Here is a 15410-nt window from a genome sequence, read left to right on the forward strand (position 1 = left end):
TTAATCTACTTTTATCACTCAATCATATCCATAAAGCTCCAATCTACACAACACATCATTTTTAAAATATAGAGATAGACTTTGTAAAAATATTAAAACAACAGTTACTTGATAATAAATAGATTACAATATGTATAATACTCAATTTAAGTTTCTCCTCCCCTTTGTAGGTACTTATTAAGGCCTACAAGGAGGGAGGGAGCAATTATTACCTTTATCAATTATTTAAATTGTTCACAATATAAAAATCTCTTAACTTTTCACTTCTATTGCTCAACAATAAAAAATTATTCTTTCACCATGAAATCTTAACTTAAATTGTGACACATGATTAATATTTTAGAACTTACGCCATACCATTTTGTTAACAATTCCCACATAACTCTGAATTATCTTCACAACCTTAGTACTTACATTTTCATCCATATAGTCAGATACAGGAATACCATGTTGACCGTCCTTACACAGTTCAACTGCAATATCTACAGCTTGTAAAAGACTCTTTTTATCAATACCAGCAATTATAAAATCACCTTTGTCAACAGCTTCGGGGCGTTCAGTGGAAGTTCGGATACAAATAGCAGGGAACGGATGACCTACACTAATGAAGAAGCTTGATTCTTCGGGAAGTGTACCAGAGTCACTGACTACAGCAAAGGCATTCATTTGAAGACAGTTGTAGTCATGAAAGCCGAGAGGTTCGTGTTGAATAACCCGTTCATCAAGTTTGAAACCACTTGTAGTAAGACGGTTACGACTACGTGGATGACAACTGTAGAGAATTGGCATATCGTATTTTTCCGCCATTTTATTAATTGCAGAAAAAAGAGACATAAAATTCTTCTCGGTATCAATATTTTCTTCTCTATGCGCTGATAGCAATATATATTTACCTTTCTCCAAGCCAAGACGCTGATGTACATCGCTTGCTTCTATTTCTGCCAAATTATTGTGAAGAACTTCTGCCATTGGGGATCCCGTTACATAAGTACGTTCCTTAGGAAGGCCGCAATCAGCAAGATAACGACGGGCATGTTCTGAATATGCCATATTCACATCACTAATGATATCAACGATACGACGATTGGTCTCTTCCGGGAGACATTCATCCTTACAACGGTTACCTGCCTCCATATGGAAAATTGGAATATGCAAACGTTTAGCACCTATAACACTCAAACATGAGTTTGTATCACCAAGTACAAGAACTCCATCAGGCTTTGTCTGTGCAAAGAGCTTGTAAGAGCAATTAATGATATTACCGCAAGTAGCTCCCAAATCATCTCCTACAGCATCCATATAAACTTCAGGTTCTGCCAATTTCAAGTCCTTAAAGAAGATTCCATTCAAGTTATAATCATAGTTCTGACCCGTATGAGCAAGAATCACATCAAAATACTGACGACATTTAGTGATAACAGCCGCCAAACGGATTATTTCGGGCCGAGTACCGACAACGATAATGAGTTTCAACTTGCCGTTGTCCTTGAATTTTATATCTGAATAATCAAATTTTGGTTGTTTTTCCATATTATTTTTCTACTTTATCAAAGTACGTATCCGGTTTATTTGGATCGAATATCTCATTGCAGTACATAACAGTTACCAAATCTTCCGTATCAGAAAGATTGGTAATGTTATGGGTATAGCCAGGAAGCATGATGACAGATTGTATTTTGTCACCGCTCACTTCATAGCTAAGAACCTCGTCAGTTCCTTCTTTCCGAAGTTGAATAAGTCCATGACCACTCACTACGATAAACTGCTCCCACTTAGTGTTGTGCCAATGTTCTCCCTTAGTTATACCAGGCTTAGAAATATTAATACTTACCTGTCCACTGTTCAAAGTATGTACAAGTTCTGTGAAACTGCCACGCTGGTCAACATTCATTTTCAAGTCAAAAATGGCTTTTTCTTTTGGCAAGTAACTCAAAAATGTACTATACAGACGTTTTGCAAAAGAATGTGACGAAATTTCCGGAATCATCAATGTCTTAGGCATTTCTGCAAACTGATGCAATAAATCAACTATTTCACCCAATGTAACCTTATGGGTAACCGGGCAATAGCAATATCTACCATCAACCTTTGGATGTACTTCAAGACCTTCAAACTCGCAACGATGCTCCTCGCTTTTCAAGGCATGAATCATTTCATCCACAAGGTCATCAATATAGAGCAGTTCAAGCTCAATATTTGGATCATTGACTTGTATAGACAAGTCATTGGCGATGTTATTACAAAATGTAGCTACAGCACTGTTATAGTTGGGGAGACACCACTTGCCATAGAGATTTGGAAAACGATATACCAACACTTTTGCTCCTGCTTCTTTACCATATTGTAGAAAAAGATCTTCACCTGCCTTTTTGCTACGACCGTATTCACTGTTACCAAAACGACCGACCAATGAGGCTTGCGTACTGGAAGAGAGCATGACGGGACAAGTATTATGATGTTTTTTCAGTGTATCAAGCAACGTACTTGCAAAGCCGAAGTTGCCTTTCATAAACTCATCATTGTTTTGGGGACGATTCACTCCGGCAAGATTGAACACAAAGTTAGCTTTTTGACACCAAACATCCAATTCTTCAGGAGTGGAATTAAGATCATATTCAAAGACTTCATCTATTTGTAAGTTGCCGTAACAATGAGCCTTACCATCTTTGATATTATTGAGTTGAGCACAAAGGTTGCGACCAACAAAACCTTTGGCACCGGTAACTAAAATTCTCATAACTCTATTATTGCACAAAGTTACCTTCACCACTCAATTCCTTCTTTATGTAGTCCAGAGCAGCAATCTTAGCTTTGGTTTCCTCTACACTCAGAATATAGGTATTATTAGAGTTAAATTCAGTCAACATATTACGCTCCGTCTCTCCTTCTTTAAAGAACTTGTCATAGTTCAATCCACGATTATCTGCCGGTACACGATAAAAATCACCCATATCCTCAGCTTTAGCGCATTCTTCATTAGTGAGCAACGTTTCATACATTTTTTCTCCGTGACGGATACCTATTACCTTAATATCCTCTTTCTTGCCACCAAAAAGTTCACAGACAGCCTCAGCCTGAGTCTGAATTGTACAAGCCGGTGCTTTCTGTACAAGGATATCACCGTTCTGTCCATGTTCAAAAGCAAAGAGCACGAGGTCAACAGCCTCCTCCAACGACATGATGAAACGGGTCATTTTAGGTTCTGTCAATGTTACTGGATTACCATTACGGATCTGCTCTATCCACAGAGGAATTACAGAACCACGAGAACACATTACATTACCATAACGCGTGCAGCAAATCTTAGTCTTACCCGAGTATCGGCTCTTGGCTACAGCAATCTTTTCTTCAACCGCTTTGGTAATACCCATAGCATTGATAGGATAAGCGGCCTTGTCGGTAGAAAGGCATATTACAGCAGCTACACCCGCTTCAATAGCAGCTGTCAGCACATTGTCAGTTCCCATTACATTCGTTTTTACAGCTTCCATTGGGAAAAATTCGCAACTTGGAACCTGCTTCAAAGCAGCGGCATGGAAAATGTAGTCAACACCAGGCATAGCGTTCTTACAAGACTGAAGACTACGCACATCACCAATAAAAAACTTTATTTTATGTGCTACATCAGGATATTTTACTTGATATTCGTGGCGCATATCATCCTGTTTCTTCTCGTCACGTGAGAAAATACGGATTTCACCGATATCAGTTCGAAGGAAACGATTCAAAACCGCATTGCCAAAGGAACCTGTTCCACCGGTAATCATAAGTGTTTTACCTGCAAAAATGCTCATAATACTTATTTTTATTCGTTATATCAATAATTAGTTGAAACCATATCTACTTTTCTTTGCCGTAGCCATAACCGTAGCCATAACGCTTGCCATAGCCATAATGCTTGCCGTATTTACCATAACCATAATAATAGCCGTACTTCTTTTTCTGAAGATCCAAGCCGTTAATGGCGATACAGAGGTTAGGCAGTTTGTTGTTTTCCATAAGCTCATTGATCAAAGTAAACTCTGCCTTACGGGTATAATCAGCACGGCATACGTATACCGACAAATCAACTGTGCGACCTATCAGCAAGGTATCAGTTACCATACCCACGGGGGCCGTATCCAGAATCACATAGTCAAAATTAGCCTTCAATGTTTCGATGGCTTTTTCCAAGCCGTCACGGGCCAACAGTTCCGTTGGATTGGGAGGAACTGATCCGCCCGGAAGAATAAAAAGATTCCTGTTGATATCAGAAGGCTGTACCAAATCCATCAGATTAACAGCCGGATTGGTCAAAAATTGGGTGATACCTTGTTCTTTTCTCGAAAGATTGAAAACTTTATTCAATCCCGGTTTGCGAATGTCAAGACCAACTATCACAACTTTTTTACCTAACAAAGAAAGACTAATAGCCAAATTAGACGATACAAAAGACTTACCTTCACCACTGACGGTAGATGTCACCAGAATCACATTCTTGCCATTTTCAAGCATAAACTGAAGATTGGTACGGACATTACGGAATGTCTCGCTCATCAGGTTATTCTGATTCTCAAATACAGCTATAGAACCGGACTTTTCATCCGCCAACGGGATATCGCCAATAACAGGAAGAGAAGTTAGTTTTTCAACATCAGCACGGCCCTCAATCTTAAATTTGGTCAAGCCAATCAAATAAATGATACCTACCGGGATTCCCATTCCTAATACCAAGGCGGCAAGATAAACCATCATTCTTTTAGGGGAAACCGGATTGTCATCCGCTAAAGCTTCATCAATGATCTTGGCATTATTTGCAGTAGCTGCCAAAGTGATGGCATTCTCTTCACGTTTTTGAAGTAGCATCAAATAAAGGCCGGCCTTAATTTCCTGTTGGCGGGCAATGCTTACAAATTGACGTTCCTGAGTCGGGGCGTCACTGATACGACGGGAATAACGACTCGCTTCACGGTCCAAATCGGCTTTCGTGATCTGTAACCCTTTCAACGTAGCATCCAAAGTGGCCTGTACATTGCTACGCATGGCACGGATACTGGTATTAAGGTTGACAATCGCCGGGTTACTTTCCGTTGAAGTACGCAACAGACGGTTACGTTCAATCAGCATCTCATTATAACGAGAGATTGCTCCAACCAAGCCACCATCCTGCAAGCCAACATTGGCAGGTAACACTTCATATTCATTACCCTGAAGGTATTTTTGCAAATCAACAATAAGGTTGATCTGGGTCTGATTCTCCACACGTTTCTTTTCGTATTCCGCATTACCCGTCAAGGCGATCTGCGCCTCACTACTCAAATCCGTAATACCGGCTGTACGTTTGAAATTTTCCAGATCTTGCTCTGTACTACCCAACTCCTTGGAAATAATACCGATACGTTCATCTATAAACTCTGCTGTTTTCTGGGCAACTTCATTCTTGTCATTATTCGCATTGATGTTGTACATCTCGAGCAGTTTATTGATAAAATCCTTACCACGACGGGGATTGGTATTCTTCAATGAAATGACCACAACAGAAGTCGTTTTCGAAGTGGGTGCTACCAACAAGGAGTTGGCATATCCTTTTGCTACAGAAAAAGGCCTATTAATGAAAGCCGTAATATGACGTTCTTTCGTCACGTTTTCCGGACGAACAGCAGACAAAGTATCATTATTTGCGAAAAATGCGACCGTACCCTCATCGGTCGGGAATACGGCAGGTAATTTTTCAAATTGTCTCCGGTATTCTTTCTCACCCACTCTCATTTGTACATCCATCACCCCTGTCGGTTGAAGAGTCATGGCGACTTCCATCCTGCCCGGAAGCTTGTCTGCCTCCTGCGGAGTAAGGCTCACCAATACGGGAGAGGTCTGATAAAGTTCCTTTTTCGGGAACTCGTCTTCATCTATATAGGTAACAAACAATCCTAAATTGTTTACCACCTCTCCGGATAAAGACTTCGAGCGGAGCACTTCGATTTCATTATCAACATTACTGGATGAAGAGACAAACCCGTCCAAACCCATCCTCTCCAGTTCGGAAGACATACTTGTACCACCACCTTTTTTATCATCCTTAATCAAGACTGTAGCGGAAATATTATAAACGGGTGTCGTCAGTCGCAGGTAGCCCCACGCACAGGCGATACAAACAATTACTGAAAACACGAACCAAGGCCAGTGAACCAGACAACGGAAAAGGATTTCCTGAATATTAAACTGTTCTTCAGACTGTTCCATACACTTTTCCTTTTTTTCCTCAATCATACAGTAATATTATTTGAAGATTGTTACTAATAAACTTGCCAATGACACCAAGATAGAGGTGGCGGAGAACCACAAAGTAGTACTGTTACCTATATCGGAATTACGGGCTTTTGCTTTATTAGGAGTCACATAAACTATATCATTCTGCTGCAGCCAATAGTAGGGGGAAAGAATGGTTTCCGCACTGTTAAGATCCAATGTTATAATCTGCTGTTTGCCGTCAGCACCTTCACGAATCAGTTTTACATTGTCACGAAGCCCCCAGACAGTCATATCACCCGCCATGGCCAAAGCTTCCAACAGATTCACCTTCTCGTTATTGATGGTAAACGTACCCGGACGGGCAACCTCACCCAATACGGAAATTTTGTAATTGACCATGCGGACGGTTACTATCGGAGTCTCCTTGATATAAGGTTTCAACTTTTCTATAATTAATTGTTCTGCCTCTTTCTTTGTCAAACCGCCCACTTTTAATTCACCTAATACCGGAAAATTGATCTTTCCTTCATTATCCACCAGATAGGGCTGTAGGACAGGTTGGGTTGTCAACTGTGTATTCCCAGTAACCACACTGCCAGGACTCGCTACCGTCAAATTGAAAGGAACCGCCAACTCCGGACTGGTACATGAAACCACAATAGTAAGCAGGTCTTTAGGCATTATTTTGGCGTCATACAAATTTTCCTGTTGAGCTGTCTGTTCCACAATTTCCGCATCCTGCAGATAGGGTACCTTTTTATATGACTGACAGGAAACAAACAGAAGTATTGTAATCAAGCAAACAAGCACATTGCGTCCCATACCTTGTATATTCATATACATGTAAAATAGTTTATTCATAAAATTTTCCAGTTTATTATTCTTTATCCAATACTTCAAATCGCGGAGAATTCTTTGACTTGAACTCCGGAACTACTTTCTTCATCAACCGCACGGTATCCATGATCTTTACCGCACGCGACAACTTTTCAAATTCTGCATAAGTGTCAAGAATATCAGCATATTCATACCGACGAACTTTAGCGATCATGATTTTCTTATTCTCTGTCGGAATCGTATTTTCTTTATCGCTCAACACCTCTTCATAAAGCTTCTCACCCGGACGTAATCCCGTAAATTCGATCTTTATGTCTTCACCCGGACGATAGCCAGCCAATTCGATCATACGAGTCGCCAGATCAACGATCTTGACCGCCTTTCCCATCTCAAAGACAAAGATTTCATTGCCCTCACCCATGGTAGCAGCCTCCATTACCAGACGGCAAGCTTCGGGAATGGTCATAAAGAAACGGATGATATCAGGATGAGTAACAGTGACAGGACCGCCATTCTCTATCTGTTCTTTAAAACGGGGAATGACAGAACCGTTACTACCCAACACATTACCAAAACGGGTAGTGATGAATTTGGTATGACCTTTCACTTTTCCCTCACGGATAGCACATCCCAGACTTTGGACATAGATCTCCGCCAAACGCTTGGAACAGCCCATTACATTAGTAGGATTTACAGCTTTATCCGTAGACACCATAATCATCTTTTCTGCACCATATTCCACAGCCATGTCAGCCACCTGACGGGAACCGGTCACATTGACAAGTACGGCCTCACAAGGATTTTCCTCCATCAATGGTACATGCTTGTAAGCAGCGGCATGAAAGACGACTTGAGGATGATACAATTCGAAGACCATACGAACACGTTCCTTCACACGCACATCACCAATCACCGGAACAAAATCTATAGCAGGATATCTTTTCTCAAACTCAAGACGGACATTATGCAAAGGGGTTTCTGCAGAGTCGAACATGATAAGTTTCCGAATTCCCATCTGCACCAATTGACGGCAAAGCTCACTGCCAATACTACCTGCCGCACCAGTCACCAACACCACTTTTCCCCTGAATTCTTCTGCTACCTGACGGAGGTTGATGTTAATTTCGGCACGGCCCAACAAATCCTCAATCTTAATAGGACGTACCCACTGATGAAAGTTCCCGTCAGAATCCGCCTCACTGATAGTAGGGGCTATCAATGTCTTAAGTTCATTGCTTTTACAATATTCCAGAAGGCGTTTTTCTTCCAGGCGGGTATCTTCATAACGCGAAAACAGAATCCCCTTAATTCCGCGCTTCCGCATGATATAATCAACATCCGACTCATTTTCAAAGTAATAAACGGGAAGATCCGCCAATCGCCGTCGGCTGTTATTTTTACCATATACATAAAAACCGGTTACTTTATAATGTGCACTATCCCTAAGACGTAACTTCAAGGCTACACTCTCTTCATTAGTACCATAAATAAGAATACGTGTGTTCTTTTTATTCACCCAATCCAATAAAAAATCATAGACGATTATCAATGATACACGAAAGGTCGTCAAGATCACTAAAGTCAATAAACCATCAAATAGAAGATAGGATATTTTATAATTATATGGCAATTGGGTCTCATATATAACTCCAAAAGAAATAATGACCAAACAGGCTATTTTAAATAAAACGGCACACATGATACGCCAAAGTTCACGTGCCTGTGAGAAACGAATTGTATTACGATAAGTATGGAATAATAAAGAGCCCGCAACACTTGCCACCAAAGAAACGCAAGCAAATTTACAGAGCATCCAGTCGGTCATTGGAACATGCGCCATATAATGAATTACCGCATAAGCGACCAACGAACATAATACAGAAATTGCCGTGTCAATACCTAAAATAACCCAATAACTGAAATAATTTTTGCGGACATATTGCACTATGTCCTTCAATGTTTTTTCCATTATAGTATAAATGAATAAAATAATATTTCGAAATTTGATTTATCTGATTGATTATGATCAGTACAAGGACTATGACTACGATTTCCATGTTGGTGTAGCCCAACAAAGAATCCCTTCATCTTTCGATACGTACATACATTTCTACACTATATCTTTTGTAAAGATATAATTCATAATACTTTATGGATTTTTATTTTTGAGAGAGGTCATCGATAAATATATCCACTGTTTGGTTACCGATGTCAGATAGACTGCCTGCTATTTTACAGACTTTCATTACATTTTTGCAGTAAAATCCCCATACCCCTATAAAATAGATTGATTACTCAATCACGTAAATCCCCATTTTCAGATACCGGCTCTACACACCCAGCCGGTATATCTACACATGCACACCCTAACATTGTCAATCGAACAGCAACTTTCGATTTCCCATTCACATGTACTAATTCCCCTTCCAATCCTGCCAATGGTCCCTTGATTACCCGTATTCTTTCTCCCGGAGCTAACGGCGATGTACTCATGCTGATCGTCTCATCCGAGTAGTCGAGCATAAACTTGAATCGCAACATTTGTTGGTCAGGGACAACAGCCGGAGTACTCTCCCCACGTAATACCATGTAACGGCTGATAGCAGATAAAGTCAGGACTTCTTTTTGCTCTTGCGGATCAACGTGAACAAAGATCATCATTGGAAGTAATACCCGGTCGACAACTTTACGACGGTCGCTCCATTGATGGACTTCTTGTTGAATTGGAAGAAAATTTTCGATCCCCATTTTCGTAAGCCGCTCACTTGTTTTTTTCTCGTGACAGATACGTACAATAGCTACTAACCAACGTTTTGAGCGCGCTACGCTGCTGCCAATCACATCTGTTGACAGAAGATCCCGATCGTCATTTTTCTTAATGATCATGTATTTTTACCCCTCATTTCTCCGTCACCTTTAAGGTAATGGATTGAATTCAGTGGCAAAGATAGATAAAAATATAAATAGTAAACAAGAAAAAACTTTTCTTTTTTTACAGACAGACTGAATTGTGCTTTTTCTGTATCTACTTTGATTACCACTTATAGTTAATACCGAAGCTAAGCAATTCTTTCAACTGGAAGAAGCTGTCGCCTTCAGTCGGTTTCGAGCTGTCGTCAAAACGGGTATGTATATAGAGCTTGGTAGAAAGATAACGGTTTAATACGAAATTGAACGTATTTTCCCATTCTACACGTGCCCAATGGTAGTTGGTCAGATAATTGAGACGAGACTCTAAAGTCACTGCAGAAATGATGGTCCAGTTCAATGTCGATTGCAACTGGGAACCGAAATCGTTTTTAGAACATTTTCCTTTTTCTAAGCCAAACTTAGTTTCATCCACTTCAGAATTGCCTATATAACGTAAGTTGTAAGTCAACGGCGCCATAAACACGGAAAGATTAAATTTCTTCTTACTCAATTTATAATCCATACCGACACTGACCGCCAAATCTGCCGGAGACATGAAAGATGAAACCAATTCTTCACTGTTAGCTTTATATCCGTTGAAGAACTGTGTCTTAAACTCGGAAGAAATGGTATAATACCAATTTTTGAGGGCTCTCAAACCTAATTTGTTATATAAGCGGAATTGGTCGGTATTAAAAAGATATTTATGATATTCATCTGACGGAGTGGAAGTCATACCCACTTTAGCTTCCAATTGATTCTCAAACAGGACTTTCTCATTATCATTATAGTTGGCAAAAATCTGAAAAGTCGCTAATCCGGAGAAGTTACTTTCACCTCCCTTATACCAGTTATCCGAAAGGTGGTTCTGACTGATCTGCAACGATCCGTTACCTCCGGTCACCCACCAGTTCGGCCGGCTAATCTTCATATTGGCCTTTCCTACATTATCATCCATATTTTCCGGTTGAAACAGATGAATAACGTTTGCTTTGGGAGATATTTTCGGCTTCACATCGTGACGGAATACATCACGACTCATGATGCGGTCTTCTGTAGTGACAACCAAGTTCGGACGTTCCAAATAAAGATCCATCAATGCACTGTTCACTATTTTCTCGGCACGCTGGGTTTTGGTAAATGCCAGGGTATCATAAGGCAGAAGTTCCGCTGTCAGTTGAGGAGTGGTGTCCCATTGCATAGGCTTCCATTCCAATTTCGAATATTGTGCCATCGGAGCATAATAATATGCCAATGGTGTGAACAGACGAAAATAATCGGGATCAGACGGAATATAACGTGGCGGCACAGACAGATCGTTCAAATAATCTAATTGCGCGACATACTTATTATATAAATAAGAAACGGTATCCAGTTTCGGAGTCGGCCCCGACATATTCAGTTTGAGCATCAAATATTTCTGAAGCTCCGCCGAAAGCGTATCTGCTTTCACGACTCTGGCTTTTGCCACAACTGTTGAAGATTTAACCGTTTTGGCAGGTTTAATCGCTTCAGGAGCAGGCTGCAGAGAGTCAGTCGGAAGTGGAGAGGGATCGACAGATTCCTGTGCAAAAAGCGATAACGATAAGATTGACAGAATAAACGCTGAACATAAAGTAGTAATTCTCATCATATTTGTCTATGGTTTAGAGTGCAAAGCTACATTATTTTGTTCAGAAATCATAGGATTCTTTTAAAATTGCATTTTTTAATAAAATTGTGGAGACGAAAGACTGTAATCTTCCTCTTTTTTTTATAATTTTGCGGTTTTTAAGTTCGTAAGAATACTACTAAGTAAACAATTATTAAAACAGTTATAGCTGTGGGAGAAACAAAGTATATTTTCGTCACCGGTGGTGTTGCCTCTTCTTTAGGAAAAGGGATCATCTCATCATCCATCGGTAAGTTGCTGCAAGCAAGAGGTTATAATGTAACCATCCAGAAGTTTGACCCGTATATCAACATCGACCCGGGAACATTGAATCCTTATGAGCACGGAGAGTGCTATGTAACCGTAGACGGACACGAAGCCGACCTCGACTTGGGACACTATGAGCGATTCCTGGGTATACAAACGACAAAGGCGAACAACATTACTACGGGACGTATCTACAAGAGCGTCATTGACAAGGAACGTCGTGGAGATTATCTGGGTAAAACGATCCAGGTGATTCCTCACATCACAGACGAGATCAAACGGAATGTAAAACTGCTTGGTAATAAATACAAGTTTGATTTTGTGATTACTGAAATCGGTGGTACGGTAGGTGACATCGAATCACTCCCCTACCTCGAAAGTATCCGTCAGTTGAAATGGGAACTCGGTAAGAACGCTCTTTGCGTACACTTGACCTATGTTCCTTATCTTGCTGCTGCCGGAGAATTGAAAACAAAACCGACGCAACATTCTGTAAAGGAACTCCAAAGTGTGGGTATTCAGCCGGATGTACTGGTACTGCGTGCCGAGCATCCGCTAAGTGACGGACTGCGTAAGAAAGTGGCACAATTCTGTAATGTAGACGATAAAGCCGTCGTGCAGTCTATCGACGCGGAAACAATCTACGAAGTACCTATCCTGATGCAAGCGCAAGGGCTGGACAGCACTATCCTCGAAAAGATGGGACTGCCGGTAGGAGAAACTCCGGGACTCGGCCCATGGCGTAAATTCCTGGAACGTCGTCACGCTGCAGAGACTAAAGAACCGATCAATATTGCACTGGTTGGAAAATACGATTTGCAGGATGCTTACAAATCTATCCGTGAAGCTTTATCGCAAGCGGGTACTTACAATGACCGCAAAGTGGAAGTTCATTTCGTAAACAGCGAGAAACTGACAGATGAGAATGTAGCTGAAGCTTTGAAAGGTATGGCGGGCGTAATGATTGGTCCGGGATTCGGTCAACGGGGTATCGACGGCAAGTTTGTCGCTATCAAATATACACGTACACATGACATTCCGACTTTCGGTATTTGTCTGGGTATGCAATGTATTGCTATTGAGTTTGCACGCAACGTACTAGGATACGCAGATGCCAACTCACGTGAAATGGATGAAAAGACTCCGCACAACGTGATTGATATCATGGAAGAACAGAAAGCAATCACCAACATGGGTGGTACGATGCGTCTGGGTGCTTACGAATGTGTATTGCAGAAAGGTTCGAAAGCATATCAGGCTTACGGACAAGAACATATTCAGGAACGTCACCGTCATCGCTATGAGTTCAACAATGATTATAAAGACCGATATGAAGCTGCCGGCATGAAATGTGTAGGTATCAACCCGGAATCGGATCTGGTAGAAATCGTTGAGATCCCAACTTTGAAATGGTTTGTCGGTACACAGTTCCATCCGGAATATGGTAGTACGGTACTGAACCCTCATCCGTTGTTCGTTGCATTTGTGAAAGCTGCCATCGAAAACGAAAAAACAACGGCAAAAGGCTAACGATACGCGGTAAACGACCGGTAGTTTGTAATTTTATAATTTGTAATTAAAATAAGAATGGATAAAAACACCATCACAGGTCTCGTTCTAATAGGCATATTATTGGTAGGATTCAGCTTTTTGAGTCGTCCAAGCGAGGAACAGATAGCTGCACAAAAAAGATACTATGACTCTATTGCCGTAGTACAGCAGCAGGAGGAAGCGCTGAAGGCGAAAACAGAAGCTGCGCTGGCTAACAGCCAAAAAGAGGTTGCATCGGCTGCCGATTCTTCTGCTTTGTTTTTCAATGCCTTGCATGGGACCGATTCTAAAATCAGCATCCAGAATAATGTAGCGGAAATTACTTTCGCAACAAAAGGCGGACGTGTCTATTCAGCCATGCTGAAGGATTATATGGCACAGGACAAAAAGACACCGATTATGTTGTTCGACGGTGACGATGCTTCGATGAACTTCAACTTCTACAACAAAGCAGGAGCCATCCAGACCAAAGATTATTTCTTTGAAGCTGTAAACAAGACGGATAGTAGTGTTACCATGCGTCTGGCTGCGGATAGCGCAAGCTATATCGATTTCATCTATACGCTGAAACCGGATAGCTACCTGATGAACTTTGAAATCAAAGCGACAGGCATGGAAAACAAGTTGGCAAGCACCAAGTATGTGGACATCGACTGGTCACAACGTGCCCGCCAACTGGAAAAAGGATTCACTTATGAGAATCGTCTGTCGGAACTGACTTATAAAGTAACAGGTGACAATGTGGACAACTTATCTGCTGCCAAAGATGACAGTCAGGATTTGCCGGGACGCATTGATTGGGTAGCTTTCAAGAATCAGTTCTTCTCGTCTGTATTTATTGCTGAACAGGATTTCGACAAGGTTTCCGTAAAGTCAAAAATGGAGCAGCAAGGAAGCGGATATATCAAAGATTATTCTGCTGAAATGAATACTTTCTTTGATCCGACAGGCAAAGAACCGACAGAGATGTATTTCTATTTCGGTCCGAACCACTTTAAGACGCTGAAAGCGCTGGATAAAGGGCGCGACGAGAAATGGGAACTTCACAGACTGGTTTATCTGGCTGGCCGTTGATTCGCTGGATTAACCAGTTTATCACAATCAACGTATTCGACTGGTTATCCGGTTGGGGATTGAGCATGGGTATCGTACTGTTGATTCTGACCATCATGGTGAAAGTCGTGGTTTATCCGGCTACCTGGAAAACGTACATGTCTTCTGCCAAGATGCGTGTATTGAAACCGAAAATTGACGAAATCAGCAAGAAATATCCGAAGCAGGAAGATGCAATGAAGAAACAGCAGGAGGTGATGGGTCTTTACAGCCAGTACGGGGTAAGCCCGATGGGCGGCTGTCTGCCGATGTTATTGCAGTTCCCTATCTTGATGGCTTTGTTTATGTTCGTGCCGAGTGCTATCGAGCTGCGTCAACAGAGTTTCTTGTGGGCGGACGACCTTTCTACTTATGACGCTATCATCACATTCCCATTCCATATTCCGTTCCTGGGCAACCACCTTAGCTTGTTCTGCTTGCTGATGACGGTGACAAACATCTTGAACACGAAGTACACGATGTCTATGCAGGATACCGGAGCGCAACCACAAATGGCGGCAATGAAATGGATGATGTATCTGATGCCGATTATGTTCTTGTTTGTCTTGAACGACTATCCGTCAGGTTTGAACTATTACTATTTCGTGTCAACGCTGATTAGCGTGGGTACTATGATTCTGCTTCGTAAAACGACCGACGAAACTAAATTGCTGGCTATTCTTGAAGCGAAAAAGAAGGACCCGAAACAAATGAAAAAGACCGGATTTGCTGCCCGCCTGGAAGCGATGCAAAAGCAACAAGAGCTACTGCAACAGCAAAGACAGAATAAAAAATAAGGAATTATTCCTGAATCATATTCTAAGAAAGCCGGACACCCTATTTTGGTTGCCCGGCTTTCTTTCTCTAAAAA

General features: G+C 41.3%; 9 protein-coding genes and 1 pseudogene. 2 read left to right on the plus strand and 8 right to left on the minus strand.

The features are described 5' to 3' along the window. Positions 1–339 precede the first annotated feature (339 nt). The 8 genes from wecB to DXA05_RS07535 form a co-directional block, all read right to left on the minus strand. Positions 340–1530: a UDP-N-acetylglucosamine 2-epimerase (non-hydrolyzing) gene (wecB, locus tag DXA05_RS07500; protein WP_128858998.1), complete on the minus strand. Its 1191-nt coding sequence runs from the start codon at positions 1528–1530 to the stop codon at positions 340–342. Between the two features lies 1 nt (position 1531). Next, complete coding sequence (locus DXA05_RS07505; RefSeq protein WP_128858999.1) at positions 1532–2737, minus strand: NAD-dependent epimerase/dehydratase family protein; 1206 nt, start codon at positions 2735–2737, stop codon at positions 1532–1534. A 7-nt stretch (positions 2738–2744) separates the two neighbouring features. Next, on the minus strand, positions 2745–3794 hold the full coding sequence (locus DXA05_RS07510) for a polysaccharide biosynthesis protein (RefSeq protein WP_128859000.1): 1050 nt from the start codon (positions 3792–3794) through the stop codon (positions 2745–2747). 46 nt (positions 3795–3840) lie between these two features. Next, complete coding sequence (locus DXA05_RS07515; protein ID WP_128859001.1) at positions 3841–6249, minus strand: polysaccharide biosynthesis tyrosine autokinase; 2409 nt, start codon at positions 6247–6249, stop codon at positions 3841–3843. Positions 6250–6258: 9 nt separating this feature from the next. After that, complete coding sequence (locus DXA05_RS07520; RefSeq protein WP_165861484.1) at positions 6259–7092, minus strand: polysaccharide biosynthesis/export family protein; 834 nt, start codon at positions 7090–7092, stop codon at positions 6259–6261. A gap of 16 nt (positions 7093–7108) precedes the next feature. Beyond that, positions 7109–9037 (minus strand): nucleoside-diphosphate sugar epimerase/dehydratase, encoded by a 1929-nt coding sequence (locus DXA05_RS07525; protein ID WP_128859002.1) that lies wholly within the window; start codon positions 9035–9037, stop codon positions 7109–7111. A gap of 326 nt (positions 9038–9363) precedes the next feature. Further along, complete coding sequence (locus tag DXA05_RS07530; protein WP_004312725.1) at positions 9364–9954, minus strand: UpxY family transcription antiterminator; 591 nt, start codon at positions 9952–9954, stop codon at positions 9364–9366. Between the two features lie 148 nt (positions 9955–10102). After that, positions 10103–11611 (minus strand): DUF3078 domain-containing protein, encoded by a 1509-nt coding sequence (locus DXA05_RS07535; protein WP_004312723.1) that lies wholly within the window; start codon positions 11609–11611, stop codon positions 10103–10105. A gap of 189 nt (positions 11612–11800) precedes the next feature. On the opposite strand from DXA05_RS07535, the gene DXA05_RS07540 reads away from it, so the two are divergent. After that, positions 11801–13426, plus strand: coding sequence for a CTP synthase (locus DXA05_RS07540; RefSeq protein ID WP_128859003.1), 1626 nt, complete (start codon positions 11801–11803; stop codon positions 13424–13426). Positions 13427–13483: 57 nt separating this feature from the next. Next, positions 13484–15336, plus strand: a pseudogene (yidC, locus tag DXA05_RS07545) (membrane protein insertase YidC). Positions 15337–15410 lie beyond the last annotated feature (74 nt).

Origin of the sequence: Bacteroides sp. AM54-2NS, assembly GCF_003602935.1 — a bacterium.
In the GTDB taxonomy this organism is placed as follows: Bacteria; Bacteroidota; Bacteroidia; order Bacteroidales; family Bacteroidaceae; genus Bacteroides; species Bacteroides xylanisolvens.

Coding starts and splice junctions, on each gene's coding strand:
- wecB (WP_128858998.1), bottom strand. CDS start 1,530: ATGGAAAAACAACCAAAATTTGATTATTCAGATATAAAATTCAAGGAC.
- DXA05_RS07530 (WP_004312725.1), bottom strand. CDS start 9,954: ATGATCATTAAGAAAAATGACGATCGGGATCTTCTGTCAACAGATGTG.
- DXA05_RS07510 (WP_128859000.1), bottom strand. CDS start 3,794: ATGAGCATTTTTGCAGGTAAAACACTTATGATTACCGGTGGAACAGGT.
- DXA05_RS07515 (WP_128859001.1), bottom strand. CDS start 6,249: ATGATTGAGGAAAAAAAGGAAAAGTGTATGGAACAGTCTGAAGAACAG.
- DXA05_RS07520 (WP_165861484.1), bottom strand. CDS start 7,092: ATGAATAAACTATTTTACATGTATATGAATATACAAGGTATGGGACGC.
- DXA05_RS07505 (WP_128858999.1), bottom strand. CDS start 2,737: ATGAGAATTTTAGTTACCGGTGCCAAAGGTTTTGTTGGTCGCAACCTT.
- DXA05_RS07535 (WP_004312723.1), bottom strand. CDS start 11,611: ATGATGAGAATTACTACTTTATGTTCAGCGTTTATTCTGTCAATCTTA.
- DXA05_RS07525 (WP_128859002.1), bottom strand. CDS start 9,037: ATGGAAAAAACATTGAAGGACATAGTGCAATATGTCCGCAAAAATTAT.